Below are 16,280 nucleotides of genomic sequence, written 5' to 3' on the forward strand. Positions count from 1 at the left end.
GGAGAAAGATATGAACTTATTTAAAACTTTACAGAATATAAGAAGAACCATCCATCAAAATCCGGAACTCAGTAATAAAGAATTTAAGACTGCCGATTTAGTAGAAAAGACTTTAAAAGAACAAGGCATAAAAACATACAGATTATGTAAAACAGGTGTTATCGGAATTTTGGAAGGAACAAAGAAAACCAATAAAAAAACTAAAGTTATTGCTTTAAGAGCGGACTTGGACGCGCTTCCCATAAAAGAAAAAAACAATCATTCATATAAATCAAAAAATCCGGGTGTAATGCATGCTTGCGGTCATGACGGCAACACAACAATGTTACTCGGTGCCGCCATGATTTTAGCTAAACAAAAAGAAGAGTTTGCGGGTAAAATTCAGTTCACGTTCCAACTTGATGAAGAAACTGCCGGCGGATCCAAAGGGATGATAAAAGAAGGAGTATTATCTGCAAACAAAGTTGATTGCATTATAGGTGCACATGTAAGTCCTTGGACAAAATCAGGTAAAGTTGCTTTAAAATACGGTGCAATGATGGCGGGAGTAGATAAATTTGTTATAGAAATAAAAGGCCTTTTAGGACATGGTGCATATCCTCATTTATCCAAAGATCCTATTGTTGCAACAAGTGAATTTATAATGTCTTTACAAACTATTCCTTCAAGAATAGTAAATCCCGTTGAGCCGGTAGTTGTTACCGTAGGAAAAGTTGAAGGCGGACAACAATATAATATAATTGCAGACAAAGTAACCGTTGTGGGAACAGTCAGAACATTCAGTGAAAAAACGAGAGAACTTATAAAAAAAGAAATGATAAAAAGACTGCAAGGTATTTGTAAAAGTTATTCAATGACATACACTTTTGATTATCAAGTTTTGAACAATCCTTTAATAAATACGGATTCCGTTGTAGATTTATGTTACGAATCAGCGAAACAAGTTTACGGTCCCAAAAATATAGAATTTTTAAAAAACCCGTCTATGGCCGGCGAAGATTTTGCCGAATATTTACATGAGGTTAAAGGTGCTTTTATTTATGTGGGAACTTCTTCAAACGAGAAAACGTCTTATCCTTGGCATCATGAAAAGTTTGATTTAGATGAAACTGCTCTTCCTAAAGGTGCGGAAATTTTAGCTAATACCGCAAAACTTTTCCTTAATAAGTAAAATAAGTATCAGGACAAAAAGCATTTTTTATATGTTCGATTTCCGTTTGGCAAATTGATATAACATCAAATCTTATATCTGCTTTTATTTTGTTTTGTTTAATATAACATAGTGCTGTTTTTATTACTTTATTTTGCTTGGATTTTGTTACAAATTCGGCAGGTGTTCCGAATTCTTTGGTTTTTCTGTACTTTACTTCAACAAAAACTATTGTTTTTTTATCTTTGGCAACAATATCTATTTCCCCTATCGGCAAAAGTTTAAAATTTTGTTCTATAATTTTATAGTTTAATTTTTTAAGAAAATTAACTGCTTCGTCTTCGTATTTTTTGCCGATATCCGTAGTCAACTCTTTCATTGTTATACCTTTTAATAGCTTAAAGCTTACAGTTTATGGCTTATAGTTTGAACGACAACTACTTTTAACTACAAGATCCCGCATCAAGTGCGGGATGACAACAATTCTATATCTATATATCTCAAATCTTCTATCAAAGCAATTCAAGTTGCTTTGAATTTAACGGAGCAAATGTCATTCTGTGTATAGGACAAGGACCGTATTTTTCTATTGCCTCAATATGTGCTTTTGTGCCGTACCCTTTATGCTTTTCAAAATTATATTGCGGATATTGTTTTGCATATTCATACATCATATTATCTCTTGTAACTTTTGCAAGTATCGATGCACATGCAATGCATGCACTCTTAGCATCACCGGAAACTATTGCCTGTTGTTTATTTTGTAAATTAGGTATTGTATGATTACCGTCAACCAAAACTAAATCCGGTTTTACCGATAACTGCTCCAATGCTTTTCTCATTGCAAGAAATGTTGCCTGCAAAATATTTATTTCATCTATTGTTTTGGCATCAACTATTCCTATACCGTAAGAAAAAGCTTTCTGTTTTATTTCTTCAAAGAGAACTTTTCTCTTCTTTTCGGTTAGTTTTTTTGAATCGTTTACGCCATCTATGAATATATCTTTATGAAGGATAACTGCGGCTGCTACCACCGGACCTGCTAAAGGACCTCGACCTGCCTCATCAACACCTGAGACAAATTGAAGTCCTTTATTATAAAAATCTTTATCAAATTCAAAAAGAGAAATTTTAATTTCCTTTTATTATTACTTTGCTGCAGCTTCTGCTTGTTGTTTGTTTTGTACTTCGGAAATTCTTGCTGCTTTACCTGCTAAATCTCTTAAGTAGTAAAGTTTTGCTCTTCTTACTTTACCTTGTCTTACTACTTGTATTTTATCGATTCTCGGTGAATGAATAGGGAATATTCTTTCTACTCCGACACCGAAAGAGATTTTTCTTACCGTAAAAGTTTCGGTTAAACCTGTACCTTTTTTCTGTATAACTACACCTTCAAAAGCCTGAATTCTTTCATTTCCGCCTTCAACAACTTTGAAGAAAACCCTTACTGTATCTCCGGCCTTGAATTGAACTTTAACATCTTTTTTTTGTGCTGCTTCGATTTGGTCTATAAGTGACATTTTACTACTCCTTTAACTTAATTACTTTTTTAACTTTAACAGGTCAGGTCTTCTGTTTTTTGTTCTCTCATAAGACTGCTGTTTTCGCCATTTTTCTATTTCTAAATGATTACCGGATAACAACACTTCCGGTACTTTAAAATTTTTAAATTTTGCAGGGCGGGTATATTGAGGATAATCAAGCATCCCGTCATAAAAAGAATCTTGTTCTACGGACGATTTGTCTTGAACAACTCCCGGTAACATTCTTGCAACGGAATCTATTAAAACCATTGCCGGAATCTCACCGCCGGTCAAGACATAATCCCCTATAGAGATTTCTTCATCCACCCAATTTAAAACCCTTTCATCAACTCCTTCGTAATGACCGCAAAGTAAAACTAAATGTTCATATTTCGAAAGAGTTTTAACCTTTTTAGTGTTTAATAAGTTGCCTTGCGGACTCATATAAATCACATAAGGTTTTTTGTAAGGATTTTTGTATAAACAATTTTTCTTTCTTACACCAACACTTTTCAACGATAGATATATAGGTTCAACCTGCATTAACATACCAGGTCCGCCGCCGAACGGTCTATCATCTACTTTTTTGTGTTTATCTTTTGTAAAAGATCTGATATCTATATAGTTTACATCTAAAATTTTGTTCTGTATTGCCCTATTCATTAAACTGCAAGTCATAGGACCTTTAAACATATCGGGAAATATAGTCAATATATCAATCTTCATAAACAGTAATTCCGGAAAATTCTTCTACAACTACCGCATCTTCCAATTTTACTTTTGTTCCGTAAATATCAACATATCCGTCCGGTAAAGAAACAAAAATTCTTTTTTTCGATATATCTACTTTTGTAACTATACTTTTCAATGCCGGAATTAAAAGTTCTTCCGTATCGGACTTTATTGTCCAAACATCATTGTTGCCTGTTGATATAACATCTGCTAACAATCCCAACTTATTTCCGTCTTGATCAAAAACTTCAAAACCTAAAATATCCGCCACTTTCCAAGATGTCTTAGCGGCAGTTTTGCGAGTACTACCCATTTTTACTACTCTACTATCTCCAATGTTGTTCTCTTATCAAGCTTTGCGGAAGCAGAATTCAAAATTATTCTGATAGCTTTTATTATTCTTCCTTCTTTACCGATAATTTTGCCTCTGTCGCCTGCTGCAACTTTAAGTTCCAAAATTGTTGATTTTTCACCTATAACTTCATTTACTTCAACTTGATCTGGGTTATCTACTAATGATTTTGCTATAAAAAGTATTAATTCTTTCATTTCTATATCTCCGTTATTTTCTTTAGTTTAAATTTTAATACTACTCAAATTAAATACAAATACTATTTGCTTTCTTCTGCCGGTGCTGATGCTTTCTTCAATAAATCTGCAACAGTATCGGAAGGTTTTGCACCGGTTTTCAACCAATACTCAACTCTGTCTTTTTTTACATTTAATTTGTTTTCCTGCAATACCGGATCGTATTGTCCTAAAATTTCAATAGGTTTGCCGTTTCTTTTTGCTCTTTGATCAATAGCAACTACTCTATAGTATGCTCTTTTCGGTCTTCCTATTCTCTGTAGACGAATTCTCACACTCATTTACATTTCTCCTTAAATAAAATACTTAACCTGCTTATTACAAAGCAAGTTAGTATAAGATTTTATATGATTTTGGCTAATTTGTCAACAACCGGGGAAACAATTTACAATTTATAATTTACAATGTATAATTTCGGAAACTTTTAACATAGATTCAAGATCAAGTCCTGAATGACAACTTGTTTTGTAGTTGGCGTTTCTATCCTTCCATACATCTATACTTCTATATCTCAAAAATCGCAGAGCGATTTTTATTTCATATATTTTTTAAATTCTTTTAAGAATTGTATTATATAATCAATGAAATTTGAATATATTTTGCTTTTTACCAATTTAAAGCTGAAACTGTCCGTTCTGTTAAATTCCACCAAAGAATTGTAATCCGTTATAAATCTCATTGAGTCTATTCTGTCAAAATTTGTATCTTTTCTGAAATATATGTAACAAAATCTTTTATCTTCGGAAATTCTTTCAACAAAAATCTTTGATGCATTTATTTTAATTTGTGCTATTTTGAACAAATTTTCCACATTTTCCGGTATTTTTCCGAATCTGTCCAAAAGTTCGTTTCTTATTTCATCAATTTCTTCCTGAACATATATGTTTGATATCTTTCTGTAAAACAATATTCTTATATCTTCATCTTCAATATAAGCCTGCGGAATAAAAGCATCTATATATAAGTCAACTTCAACATTATGTTTTCTGTCTTCTTTTTGCGGAACACCTCTGACTTTGTGTCCTTCTTCTTCAAGTAATCTTGCAAACATCTCGTAACCGATATCCCTGACAAAACCGTGCTGTTTTGCACTTAATATACCGCCCGCACCTCTTATTTCCAAATCCTTTAATGCAATCTTGTATCCAGAACCCAACTCACTGAAATTTTTCATTGCTTCAAGTCTTTTAATTGCATCATCGTTCATATCTTTTTCTTTATAAAAAAGGTAACAGTATGCTTTTTGTTTTTCTCTGCCGATTCTTCCTCTTAACTGATGAAGTTGCGAAAGCCCGAAATTTTGTGCATCTTCTATTATCATTGTGTTTACCGTAGGAATATCTATACCGGACTCTATTATAGTTGTAGCTATCAAAACATCCAGTTCCCTGTGCAAAAATCGCCACATAACTTTTTCTATCTCGGACGGTTTCATTTGCCCGTGTATAACATCCAACCTTATATCAGGCAACAACTTTTTTATTTCGGCAGCTTTATTTAATATTGTTTCAACTCTGTTATAAACATAAAATACCTGCCCGTTTCTTGAAAGTTCAGCCTCGATAATATTTTTTATAAGTTTGGAATCGTAAAATGCAATATTTGTTTCTATAGGTTGTCTTCCGTAAGGTTGTGTTTCTATTAAAGATAAATCTCTTAACCCGTACAATGCTCCCGATAATGTTCTCGGAATAGGAGTAGCCGATAACATTAATATATCTATATTTTGTTTCATCTGTTTAATTTTTTCTTTCTGTTTAACACCGAACCTGTGCTCTTCATCTATAATCAAAAGTCCCAAATTTTTGAACTCAACATCTTTTTGCAACAGTCTGTGTGTACCTACAATAATATCAATATTTCCTGCTTTAAGTTCCTGCAAAATCTTTTTTTGTTGAGCGGGTTTTTGGAATCTGCTTATAACTTCAACTTTCGCCGGAAATGCCGCCAACCTGTTAACAAAAGTGTTGTAATGTTGTTCTGCTAAAACCGTCGTAGGAACAAGAAGTGCAACCTGCTTTGATTGGCACACAACTTTAAATGCCGCCCTTAAAGCTACTTCGGTTTTACCGAACCCCACATCACCGCAAATTAACCTTTCCATAGGATACGGTTTGGAAAAGTCGTTGTTTATATCTTCTATAGCTTTTAATTGGTCCGTTGTTTCTTCATAGGCAAAAGAGTCTGCCAAATCTTTTTCCAATAAACTCATTTGCGGATACGGTTGTCTTTGTGTTTGTGCTCTTTGAGCATAAAGTTTTAACAACTCTTTAGCAAAAGCGGAAGCTTCTTCTCTGGCTCTGTGTTTTACTCGTTCCCAAGCAAATGTATCCATAGAATACAGTTTCGGTTTTACACCTTCAACACCGATATATTTTTGTACTACTCTAAAATCGTCCGGCGGAACATAAAGTTTATCCCCTTTTCTGTACTCTATGCACAAATATTCCGCGGTCTTATCGGACTGACTTATCTTCTTTAATCCTTTATATTTCCCTATACCATACTTTTCGTGAACGACATAATCGCCTGCGGATATTTCCCATATACCTTCAAGTCGTTTACCGCTTTTCATCTTAGGGAAACTTATTTGTTTTCTTTTATAAAGAATTTCTTTTGTGGAAATTATCGCAACTTCGTCTTTCAAATAAAAGCCGTGCCATAACGGCATAATTGTCATGGCCGGTATATCGTCGAACTCCCATCCGTTTTCATAAAACAAGTCCACCATCTTTTGTTTTTCCGGTTCGTTGGAACAATATATTTTTATAGGTATCGCATTATATTTTAAATCTTGTATTAACCCGATAAAATATTTTATGTCGCCTTGAAATCCCTGAAAACTTTGATAATTATAATGGATAGATTTTTTGTTTAACGGATCGTTTATTATCAAATTAAATTTATCGAAACGGCTGTCTTTTTCTATTTCATCATCACAATATACAACAAAGTTATTATTTAATTGGTCTAACAATGTCGTTTTTGTATCTACAATTTTGTACGGAAGGATGGTTATTTCATCCAAATATTGTTGTGATCTTTGCGAGATATAATCAAAAGTTTTTATTGTTTCCACCATTTCGAAATCAAAAGTTATTCTTATAGGATTTTCGTTATCGCAAGGCCAAATATCAAGTATATCTCCCCTTACGGAAAACTGACCTTTATCTTCAACAAAATTTTCTCTTGAATATCCTATTTTTGATAATGTCGTTATTATACCGCTGTATTTGTATCCGTTATTTACTTTTAAAGTTATGGTATTATCCTGTAAAGCATTAAAAGTTAATACTTCTTTATCTACAGATTCTTTGTCGGCAACAACAACGGTTTGCTGTAATGCCGATATTTTAGATAATGTTATTATTCTTTTGGCTTCGTCATCGGACGGATATTCCAATACCGTTATATTTTTATTATCAAGAAAAGTTTTGATATCTTGGCTTACGGAATCTATTTCGTTATCATTGAGTATGACAAGCATAGATTTTTCGTTACTTGTTAATATATATTGGGATAAAAAGTGTGCTACCGAACACTCGTTTACCCCTGATATATAAAGTTTTTTTGTATCAAAAATTTTCTTTTCTGTCATCTTATTTTATTGCTTTACCATCTTCAAAAGCATTACCCACAACTTCACTTACTTTCAAATATTTGTGTCCTACACCGTCGTAACTTATAGGTTCTAATTTCAACGGATCTATTTTGCCTTTTTCGTCCAATATTTTTTCATCCGCACTCACATTAACGATATCTGCAATAATGTTTCCGTTATCATCAAACTTTATTAATTTACACTCCAAAGTCATCGGTAATTCTTTTATTACAGGTGCATCTACAAAAGAACTTTTTTCAACGGTAAATCCCGCTTTTTCTATTTTGTTCGGAACTTCGTTCCCGGAAACTATACCCAAATAATCACACTCTTTAACATGTTTTGCATCCGCGAAACTTATAGTAAATGCTTTTTTTACTTTTATATTTTGTGTTGTTTTATGACTTTCATCCAAACAAATCATAACTTTTTTGTAATCATATACACTACCCCAAGCGGCATTCATTGCATTTGCATTACCGTTTTCATCGTAAGCAGCAACGATTAATACCGGCATAGGATAAAACCAAGTTTGTTGTCCGAAATTTTTTCTCATAAAATGCTCCTTAAAACAATATTGTATTTTAATATTATACTATTTTGAACTTTGTTGTTAAAATAAAAAATCCGCATATAAATTATATACGGATTTTATATTCAGTTTATTGTTTTTAACTATATTCTTTTCCAAGGTTTACCGCAAGGTTTGTCTTCCGTGCAGGCACCTTTTACACAGTTAGGTCCCGCATCGTTAAAAAGTATCGGTGCAACTTCTTTTGCAAGTTTCAACATTCTGCAAGCCATATCTCTTATTTCCCATTGTGCTCTGTTACAACATCTTAATTCAAAGAAATGTCTTAATTCTCTTGCATTCATTGTAATAACTATTTTTGTTGAAGATGCATTAGGTAAAACATATCTTGAATCTTCTGCAGGAATACCTGCTTCAATAAACTCGTTATAATATTGTTGCGACAATTTTAAAAACTCGTTATATTTTGCCAACAATTTTTCATCTTTAGCTATTGTAGGCGGAATAACGAAATCTACACCTTTCTTGTTAAACTTTACATATCTTTGACTTTGAACGGAAAAAGACGCAATTCTGTGACGTGTCAATTGTGCAAGTAAAGCTCTTGATACACCTTCTATTCCGAAACTGAATGATGCATGTTCCAAAACAGATAAATGTCCGGACTTTATTATTCTTTTTAAAATATCTTCAATTTTTTCCTGTGTCATTTTCTCTTTTAATTCTTCTATACCGACAGCGCTGTAACATAATCTTCCGGCTATGGCACAAGTTTTTTCCGGCTCGTTTGTATATTTTAGTAATTCTACTATCATTTTTTACTCCAAAATGTTTTATTTATTATGAAGTATTATAACAAATTTAAGTTATCTATAAAAGTTGTTGAATATTGGTGAACAAATCAAAATTTTTGTTATCGTTTAACAAATCATCTATAGTTATAGAACCGAAAAATTTGTTTATGATATCATAAAACTTATTCCACATAAATACGGTTTTGCATTGTGCTTTTCTTTTGCAATGTTCACCTTTTTTTAAGCATGTAACAGGTGCAAGGTCTCCTTCGGTAAGTTTCAGTATATCTATAACTTTATATTTTCTTATATTTTTACCTAATTTGTAACCGCCGCCTTTACCGTGAACACCTTCAACAATTTTATGTTTTGTAAGTATAGGCAAAATTTTTTCCAAATACTTTAACGATATCTCTTGTCTTTTGGCAACATCTTTCATAGGTATAAAATTCCCGTTGGAATTTTGTGCCAAATCTATTATTACTCTAATGGCATATCTGCCTCTTGTCGATATTAACATATTAACTCCTTAAACTTTAATAAGCATTTTTAAAATTTTCGTTTACAAGCATGATTAAAGCCGTCTATGAGTGCAGAAATTTTTAAAGTAAAAAACTATAAATCAAAAAAGTTTTTTAGTGCGAACATGTTTGAAGATTTTTCCGTTACATTAGGTCGTTAGGAAAAATCAAGTTGGAGCACGGCTTTAAAAATTTCAAGCGAATGGCTTTTTTGCTTGTAAATGAGAAATTTTAAAAGAACTATTTTGATAATTTTTGTTTATAATCTTCAATTGCTTTATGTAATGCATCAGCGCCTAAGTTGGAACAGTGCATTTTGTTTGGCGGTAATCCACCCAATTCTTTTGCAACCGCTTCGTTTGTTAAAGCAAGTGCCTCTTCAATTGTTTTACCCATTGCCATTTCGGATACCATTGAAGATACCGCTATTGCCGCGCCGCAACCGAAAGTTTTAAACTTAACATCTTTTATTATGTTGTTTTCAACCTTAATATAAAATTTCATCATATCACCGCATACAGGGTTACCGACTTCTCCTACACCCGATGCATCTTTTATTTCTCCTACATTTCTCGGATTTGCAAAATGATCCATTACTTTTTCACTATAAAAAGCCATACCTTTTCTCCTATATTAGTTTAAACAACTTTATTTTTTTAATTCAAACTCTATTTTTATTCTTCATGATGATGGTGGTGCTCATAGTCTGTTCCAGGACCGGCTTTCATTCTTTCACCGGTACTTTTAAAATGGTCATATAACGGCGACATCATTCTTAATCTTTTAACTATCGCCGGAAACTCGTTTATAACATAATCTATTTCTTCTTCCGTATTATATTTTGATAATGTAAACACTATGGAACCCTGCCCTACCGCAACATCAACATTTATTGCTGTTAACACATGCGATATTTTTAAAGATTTGTTTGCACAGGCAGAACCGCTTGAAGCCATTATACCTTTAGCATCCAACAAAAGGAAAAGTGATTCCCCTTCCACAAATTCTATAGAAAAATTTACATTTGTCGGCAACCTGTTTTGGGTAGGTCCGTTAAGATAAATATAATCTATGTTTTTTTGTAATCCGTTAATCAATTTATCTCTTAACTTTATAATTTTTTCATAATTTTGTTGCATTTGGCTTAATGCTCTGCTGCAAGCAACACCGAAACCTACAATTGCCGGAACATTTTCCGTTCCTGCTCTTTTGTTAAATTCCTGTACTCCGCCGTCTATTTGCGGTTTTAAATATATTCCTTTTTTAACATAAAGTGCCGCAGCACCTTTCGGTCCGTAAATTACCGAACTTGAAATAGTAAGCATATCTATATTGGATTTAACAACATCTATAGGTATAACTCCCGCAGCAACAACCCCGTCAACATGCAAAGCAACATTTTTTTCTTTAACTGTTTTTGATATTTCATCAATGTTTTGAACAGTTCCTATTTCCGTATTTGCATATTGTATCGATACCAAAATCGTATCTTGTCTTATAGATTTTTTCAGTTCATCCAGTACAACAAATCCTTTGTTATCTACAGGAACATAGGTAACTTCAAAACCGTCTTTTTCCAAAGATTTTACCGCATTTAAAACCGAAAAATGTTCTATTGCAGAAACTATAATATGTTTACCTTTTTTACTGTTACCGTATGCATACCCTTTTATTGCCAAATTGTTGGATTCCGAACCGCAGGAAGTAAATATAATTTCTTCCGGTTTGGAATTTATTAATTTTGAAACTGAAATTCTTGCTTCTTCTATTGCATCTTTAGAAATTTGTCCTAAAGAATAAATACTTTGTGGGTTTCCGTAATATTGTTTAAAATACGGGACCATAGCATCAAAAACTATATCATCCATTCTTGTATTTGATTGATTATCTAAATATACCTGTTTCATTTTTCCTCCAATCTTCCAATCCTCTGCCTTTCTTGCCGTTCTTGTTGTTGCCAATCTTCCAATCTTCTAATCTTCTGCCTTTTTGTTCCACACCGGTGACATTTTTCTTACTCTTTCAACAAGTTTCGGTAACACATCCAACACATAATCTATATCTTCTTCGGTGTTGTATCTGCCTAACGAAAATCTTAATGTTCCCTGTGCCGCAAGCGGACTTGCACCTATTGCAGACAACACATGTGACGGTTCTGCAGAACCTGTTGCACATGCGGAACCTGCAGATGCCGCAATTCCCGCCATATCAAGCATTAAAAGTAAAGATTCCCCTTCTATATAATTAAAACTTACACTTAATACACTCGGAACGGCATATTTTATATCAGTATTTATTACAACTTCCGGAATTTTTTCTACAATGCCGTTCATTAATTTATTTCTTAACTTAAATATTTTTTTACTTTCTTGTTCCATTTCTTCGTTTGCAAGTTCTAATGCTTTTGTCATACCTACAATTTCGGCAACATTTTCCGTTCCCGGTTTCATACCGAATTCGTGGTGACCGCCGTGAAATAACGGTTCTATTTTTGTGCCTTTTCTAATATATAAAGCACCAATCCCTTTAGGACCGTAAAACTTGTGTCCCGATACAGACAACAAATCCACACCTAACTTTTGAACATCAAGTTTCAGTTTGCCTGCAGTTTGAACCGCATCGGTATGTAACAATATTTTGTTGTTTCTTGTTTTGTTTATTTCTTTTAAAACTTTAGATATTTCTTCTATCGGTTCAATTACACCGATTTCATTATTTGCATGCATTATGCTTACAATAACTGTATCATCGGTAATTTTACTTTTCAGTTCTTCAACATTTACTCTGCCTGTTTTATCAACGGATATAAAGTCTGCTTTATAACCTTTTTTTGCTAAATTTTGGCAGGTAAAAAGTACAGCATGATGTTCTATTTTACTTGTGATAACATGATTACCTTCATTTGCAAGCAAACTGCCCACAATTGCAATGTTGTCCGATTCCGTTCCGCAGGAAGTAAAAATTATTTCTTCCGGAGATTCGGCATTTATAAGTTTTGCAAAAGTTTCTCTTGCTTTGGTTAATGCGGCTTTTGATTGTTGTCCGTAAGTATGAACGGACGATGCATTACCGTAAATATCCGTAAAGTAAGGTAACATTTCTTTTAATACTTCTTCCCTGACCTTTGTTGTTGCACTGCTATCTAAATAAACATTTCTTTTTTCCATTATATTCTCCTATTGCGACCGAAATTTTTTGGCTACGACTTTGAAAATTTAAAATTTATGTACCATATCACTTCGTTACCATATCAGTACACTGCGTTTCAAATTTTCTTTGTCTCTCCTAAAATCTTTACGGTCACGTCAAAAATTGCAAATTATATATTGCAATTTTTGAATTGTACTTCGTTTTGCCCAAAATCTTAAGGTCTCTGAAATCGCTTCGCGATTTATTGTATTTTTTATAATACAAATTCCCAATTACAACCTTTTAAAAATAACTTTTTATCTTTTGCCAGCCGCCTAAAACATTTGTTGCATCATATCCTCTTTCTTCAAGAAGGATAACCATTTCTTCGCTGAAATACCCGCTGTTACAAAAAACATATACTGCTTTTCCTTTCGGTATACTATCAATTCCTGCCCAAAATTTTGAAACAGGAATATTTACACTGCCCTCAAAATGACTGTCTGAATACTCCGTTTCTTCTCTCATATCAACTATCGTTATTTTTGTTTTATCAAGTTTAATAAAATCTTGTGCCGAAATTTCTTTAACCATTTTAATCTGCTATCGTTCCGCCGCCTAACACAATATCCCCGTCATATAAAACTGCTGATTGTCCGGGAGTTATTGCTTTTTGCGGCTCGTTAAAAACAATTTTTACTTTGTTATCATCCAAAACTTCTATATCTGCTTTATGTTCTTTTTGTTTATATCTTATTTTTACCGAACAACTAAAATTTTCTGTCGGCGGTACTCCCAATATCCAATTAAAGTCTGTTACAACAAACTCTTTTTTATATAAATCTTCCTGATCACCCAACATTACGGTATTATCTTTTGCGGAAATATTACAAACATAAACATGTTTTTGAAAACAACCTAACCCTCTTCTTTGCCCTATGGTATAATAAACTATTCCTTTGTGTTTTCCTATTACTTTGCCGTTTTTATCTATAAAGCTCCCTTCTTTTATTTTGTTTTCGGAAAACTTTTCTATTGCTTTAACATAATTGCCGTCCGGAACAAAACATATATCCTGGCTGTCCGGTTTATCGGCATTAATGAAACCGTTTTCTTTTGCAATGTCTCTGATTTTCGTTTTATGTAAACTACCTAAAGGAAACAAAGTATGTGCAAGTTGCTCTTGTGTTAAATTGTATAAGACATAACTTTGATCTTTGGTGTCATCCACTGCTTTTTTTAAGTAATATTTGTCGTTAATTTTTTCAATTCTTGCATAATGGCCTGTAACAATATAATTACATTCCAAATTTTGTGCCATATTATAAAGTTTTTCAAACTTCATATATTTATTGCAATCTATACAAGGGTTCGGTGTTCTTCCGCTTTCATAACTTTTAACAAACTTATCTATAACTTTATCCTTAAAATCCGCAGAAAAATTTAAAACATAATATTTCATATTCAGTTTATAAGCAACAGACCTTGCATCATTTACATCGTTCAAAGAACAGCATGTTCTGCTTTTTACACCTATATCTTCATTATTATAAAGTTTCATTGTACAACCGATACAATCATAACCTTGTTGTTTCAACAAAAAAGCTGCAACACTTGAATCTACTCCGCCGCTCATAGCAATTAAAGCTCTTTTTTCCATTTTAAATTACCTGCTTAATTTGCTTAATGGCTTTAATTAATACTTTTTGCGGACAAGCAAGGTTTAATCTCATATACCCTTCACCGCCAACACCGAAAGTGGAACCTTTATGTAACCAAACTCCTGCTTTTTTCAAAAACAATCTTTCTATACTTTCACAACTTAAATTCAGTTGTTTACAATTAAGCCAAGCCAAATATGTCCCTTCCATATCTTGAACGGAAACTTTTGTTCCGGCAAAACTTTTTATCAAAATATCTCTGTTTTGCTGCAAATATTTTAATAATGTATCAAACCACTTTTCGCCGTCTTTATAAACTGCTTTTACAGCCTGTATTGCCGGTTTTGTTAACACATGAAAACCTGTCGCATTAACGGCTTTAACAACTTTTTCTCTTATATTTTTGTTTTGTATTACAAGATGTGCCGCCTGCAACCCTGCAAGATTAAAAGTTTTTGTAGGTGCTATTGCCGTTATTGTATTTTCCGCAATCTTTTTGGAAAGAGTGCATATCGGATAATGTTTATAATTTTCGTAAACGAAATCGGAATGGATTTCGTCCGAAACTATAATAACGTTATGTTTAATACATATCTTTGCAACAGATAAAAGTTCTTGTTTTGTCCAAACTCTGCTTACGGGATTATGCGGTGAACATAATATATACATTTTTACTCTATTTTGTTTTATTTTGTTTTCAAAATCTTTAAAATCAAATTCGTATCTTTTACCGTTAAAAACTAGCGGACTGACAACAAGTTTTCTGTTGTTGTCTTTAACAATATCCATAAACGGATAATATACCGGCTGTGAAATTAAAACAGAATCTTTTTCTTTTGTTAATGCCCTGATTGCGGCAGATATACCGAACATTACACTCGGCACACATAAAATTTCTTCTTTTTTTATTTTCCAATCCATTCTTCTTGCATACCAATTTTGCAATAACGATATATATTCATTATCAATGTATGAGTATCCGTAAATGTTGTGACTTGCAACTTTTTTTAATGCATTTTCAACAGCGACCGGACTTTTAAAATCCATATCGGCTACCCACATAGGAATAACATCTTTGTTCCTATTCGGTATGAAATCATATTTTACCGAACCGGTATTTTGTCTGTTATTAACTACATCAAAAAAAGATTTTTTTATTTTATTCATTTTGTTTTACTCTTAAATTTTACCATTAACCAACCATAAAGGTAGGTAGGTAAATATATTATAAAAAAAGATTATTGTTGTCAATATAAATTTTGTATAATAACTTAAAACATTATTATAAAAGAGAGGTAAAAAATGAAAAAATTTGTTTTAAGTTTGGTTTTATGTTTGTGTGTTACACCTTTTATTTTTGCAGATACTGTTTCAACCGACAGCAGCGGTTTTCAAAAAATATCTTCAAGAATTCCTGATGCTGTTTATGATATGAGATATTATTCCGACTACAATTTTACGGGACACAGAATAGACGGATATCATGCTCCTGTTGCTTATATGACAAAAGAAGCTCTTGATGCTTTGGTGGTTGCAGCAGATGATTTAAGAAAACAAGGTTACAGAATTCTTGTCTGGGATACATACAGACCTCAAAAGGCAGTTACCGATTTTGTTAACTGGATAAACGATCCTAACGATCCGGGAAACAAATCTTTTTATCCTGATATAAAGAAATCGGATCTTCTTGCAGGAAATTATGTTGCAGCAAAGTCCGGCCATTCAAGAGGAAGCACTATCGATTTAACAATAATAAAACAAAACGGCAGTTTTGTTGATATGGGCGGAACATTCGATTTCTTCGGTGAAGAATCTCATCCCGACTACAAAAAAATTACAAAACAACAAAAGAAAAACAGACAAATTTTAAGAGATGCAATGTTAAAAGCAGGTTTTAAACCTATCGATTCGGAATGGTGGCATTTCACTTTAAAAGATGAACCGTATCCTGATACATATTTTGATTTTAATGTTGAATACTTTTTACAAAACAGCAGCGGAACAACAAACTCAATAAACTTCTAAAAACCGGTGAAGAGTTGAAAGGGT

19 protein-coding genes are annotated in these 16,280 nt (G+C 32.8%); 2 read left to right on the top strand and 17 right to left on the bottom strand.

Annotation, left to right across the window (positions count from 1 at the left end):
- Nucleotides 1-10: 10 nt before the first annotated feature.
- The gene (locus B2Y85_RS07355; RefSeq protein WP_372519836.1) at nt 11-1,171 is read left to right on the top strand and encodes a M20 metallopeptidase family protein; all 1,161 of its coding nucleotides are present in this window, start codon (nt 11-13) and stop codon (nt 1,169-1,171) included.
- On the opposite strand, the gene B2Y85_RS07360 is transcribed toward B2Y85_RS07355, so the two are convergent.
- The 17 genes from B2Y85_RS07360 to B2Y85_RS07440 form a co-directional block, all read right to left on the bottom strand.
- On the bottom strand, nt 1,161-1,529 hold the full coding sequence (locus tag B2Y85_RS07360; RefSeq protein WP_372519837.1) for a YraN family protein: 369 nt from the start codon (nt 1,527-1,529) through the stop codon (nt 1,161-1,163). The genes B2Y85_RS07355 and B2Y85_RS07360 overlap by 11 nt on opposite strands.
- A gap of 133 nt (nt 1,530-1,662) precedes the next feature.
- Nucleotides 1,663-2,286 carry a ribonuclease HII gene (locus tag B2Y85_RS07365; protein WP_372519882.1) on the bottom strand — a complete coding sequence of 208 codons (624 nt, stop codon included), beginning with the start codon at nt 2,284-2,286 and terminating at the stop codon, nt 1,663-1,665.
- A gap of 12 nt (nt 2,287-2,298) precedes the next feature.
- Nucleotides 2,299-2,670, bottom strand: coding sequence for a 50S ribosomal protein L19 (gene rplS / locus B2Y85_RS07370; RefSeq protein ID WP_372519838.1), 372 nt, complete (start codon nt 2,668-2,670; stop codon nt 2,299-2,301).
- A 21-nt stretch (nt 2,671-2,691) separates the two neighbouring features.
- Entirely contained in the window at nt 2,692-3,399 is a 708-nt protein-coding gene (gene trmD, locus B2Y85_RS07375) for a tRNA (guanosine(37)-N1)-methyltransferase TrmD (RefSeq protein WP_372519839.1), read from the bottom strand.
- Entirely contained in the window at nt 3,389-3,718 is a 330-nt protein-coding gene (locus tag B2Y85_RS07380; RefSeq protein WP_372519840.1) for a ribosome maturation factor RimM, read from the bottom strand. The genes trmD and B2Y85_RS07380 overlap by 11 nt, the downstream gene beginning before the upstream one ends.
- Before the next feature lie 5 nt (nt 3,719-3,723).
- Entirely contained in the window at nt 3,724-3,954 is a 231-nt protein-coding gene (locus tag B2Y85_RS07385; protein ID WP_372519841.1) for a KH domain-containing protein, read from the bottom strand.
- A 62-nt stretch (nt 3,955-4,016) separates the two neighbouring features.
- Nucleotides 4,017-4,274, bottom strand: a complete 258-nt coding sequence (gene rpsP / locus B2Y85_RS07390) for a 30S ribosomal protein S16 (RefSeq protein WP_372519842.1) — start codon at nt 4,272-4,274, stop codon at nt 4,017-4,019.
- A gap of 251 nt (nt 4,275-4,525) precedes the next feature.
- Nucleotides 4,526-7,591 carry a transcription-repair coupling factor gene (gene mfd, locus B2Y85_RS07395; RefSeq protein ID WP_372519843.1) on the bottom strand — a complete coding sequence of 1,022 codons (3,066 nt, stop codon included), beginning with the start codon at nt 7,589-7,591 and terminating at the stop codon, nt 4,526-4,528.
- 1 nt (nt 7,592) lies between these two features.
- Nucleotides 7,593-8,150 (bottom strand): flavin reductase family protein, encoded by a 558-nt coding sequence (locus B2Y85_RS07400; RefSeq protein WP_372519844.1) that lies wholly within the window; start codon nt 8,148-8,150, stop codon nt 7,593-7,595.
- Between the two features lie 119 nt (nt 8,151-8,269).
- Nucleotides 8,270-8,941 carry an FAD-dependent thymidylate synthase gene (gene thyX, locus B2Y85_RS07405; protein WP_372519845.1) on the bottom strand — a complete coding sequence of 224 codons (672 nt, stop codon included), beginning with the start codon at nt 8,939-8,941 and terminating at the stop codon, nt 8,270-8,272.
- Nucleotides 8,942-8,996: 55 nt separating this feature from the next.
- Nucleotides 8,997-9,440 (bottom strand): RrF2 family transcriptional regulator, encoded by a 444-nt coding sequence (locus B2Y85_RS07410; RefSeq protein WP_372519846.1) that lies wholly within the window; start codon nt 9,438-9,440, stop codon nt 8,997-8,999.
- A gap of 241 nt (nt 9,441-9,681) precedes the next feature.
- Nucleotides 9,682-10,059, bottom strand: a complete 378-nt coding sequence (nifU, locus tag B2Y85_RS07415; RefSeq protein WP_372519847.1) for a Fe-S cluster assembly scaffold protein NifU — start codon at nt 10,057-10,059, stop codon at nt 9,682-9,684.
- 56 nt (nt 10,060-10,115) lie between these two features.
- On the bottom strand, nt 10,116-11,348 hold the full coding sequence (locus B2Y85_RS07420) for a cysteine desulfurase family protein (protein WP_372519848.1): 1,233 nt from the start codon (nt 11,346-11,348) through the stop codon (nt 10,116-10,118).
- A gap of 66 nt (nt 11,349-11,414) precedes the next feature.
- The gene (gene nifS / locus B2Y85_RS07425; protein ID WP_372519849.1) at nt 11,415-12,608 is read right to left on the bottom strand and encodes a cysteine desulfurase NifS; all 1,194 of its coding nucleotides are present in this window, start codon (nt 12,606-12,608) and stop codon (nt 11,415-11,417) included.
- 265 nt (nt 12,609-12,873) lie between these two features.
- Nucleotides 12,874-13,164, bottom strand: coding sequence for a rhodanese-like domain-containing protein (locus tag B2Y85_RS07430; protein ID WP_372519850.1), 291 nt, complete (start codon nt 13,162-13,164; stop codon nt 12,874-12,876).
- A gap of 1 nt (nt 13,165) precedes the next feature.
- Nucleotides 13,166-14,230: a tRNA 2-thiouridine(34) synthase MnmA gene (gene mnmA / locus B2Y85_RS07435; protein WP_372519851.1), complete on the bottom strand. Its 1,065-nt coding sequence runs from the start codon at nt 14,228-14,230 to the stop codon at nt 13,166-13,168.
- 1 nt (nt 14,231) lies between these two features.
- Nucleotides 14,232-15,398, bottom strand: a complete 1,167-nt coding sequence (locus B2Y85_RS07440) for a MalY/PatB family protein (RefSeq protein WP_372519852.1) — start codon at nt 15,396-15,398, stop codon at nt 14,232-14,234.
- A gap of 135 nt (nt 15,399-15,533) precedes the next feature.
- Here B2Y85_RS07440 and B2Y85_RS07445 point away from each other — a divergent pair, with 135 nt between their 5' ends.
- The gene (locus B2Y85_RS07445; protein ID WP_372519853.1) at nt 15,534-16,256 is read left to right on the top strand and encodes a M15 family metallopeptidase; all 723 of its coding nucleotides are present in this window, start codon (nt 15,534-15,536) and stop codon (nt 16,254-16,256) included.
- The last annotated feature ends 24 nt before the right edge of the window (nt 16,257-16,280 follow it).

Origin of the sequence: Candidatus Ruminimicrobiellum ovillum (assembly GCF_002392975.1) — a bacterium.
GTDB lineage: Bacteria > Elusimicrobiota > Endomicrobiia > Endomicrobiales > Endomicrobiaceae > Ruminimicrobiellum > Ruminimicrobiellum ovillum.